Source organism: Streptococcus mitis (assembly GCF_003942795.1).
In the GTDB taxonomy this organism is placed as follows: Bacteria; Bacillota; Bacilli; order Lactobacillales; family Streptococcaceae; genus Streptococcus; species Streptococcus mitis_BJ.
In genome coordinates, this window is the sequence record NZ_RJNY01000060.1 from 1 (window position 1) to 658 (window position 658).

Genomic DNA, 658 nt, shown 5'->3' on the forward strand with positions numbered 1-658 from the left:
AAATGTCATGCAACATCTACTATTATGCGGTATTAGCTATCGTTTCCAATAGTTATCCCCCGCTACCAGGCAGGTTACCTACGCGTTACTCACCCGTTCGCAACTCATCCAGAAGAGCAAGCTCCTCCTTCAGCGTTCTACTTGCATGTATTAGGCACGCCGCCAGCGTTCGTCCTGAGCCAGGATCAAACTCTCATTAAAAGTTTGAGTTCTCACTCATTTCTGTCACTGACAGATTTATTGTTTTTTTCATTGTTCAGTACTATAACTTCAGTTATAGTGCCCTGCACATTGGTTCGTCTTGTTCAGTTTTCAAAGGTCTTTGTCTCTCACTCCTCTCGTGAGCGACAACTATATTAGTATATCACAGCTGCTAACCTCTGTCAACACTTTTTTGAAACTTTTTCAAGTTTTTTTAGCCACAATACACCATAGTCCGTACGGGATTCGAACCCGTGTTACCGCCGTGAAAAGGCGGTGTCTTAACCCCTTGACCAACGGACCTTGAGCTTTTCAACTCTTTCTATTATACCTACTTTTTTACCTTTGTCAAGGACTTTTTTCAGTGAAGTTAATTTTTTCTTTTCTTCACTAATTTAACCACTGCTTCTGTCCGTGCAGTGTGGGGAAACATATCGACCGACTGGATATACTGGAG

1 tRNA gene and 1 rRNA gene are annotated in these 658 nt (G+C 42.2%); both read right to left on the bottom strand.

What is annotated here, in order from left to right:
* Positions 1–201: ribosomal RNA gene (locus D8847_RS10575) — 16S ribosomal RNA — on the bottom strand; the annotation flags it as partial.
* Between the two features lie 231 nt (positions 202–432).
* A tRNA-Glu gene (locus D8847_RS10580) sits at positions 433–504 on the bottom strand.
* Positions 505–658 lie beyond the last annotated feature (154 nt).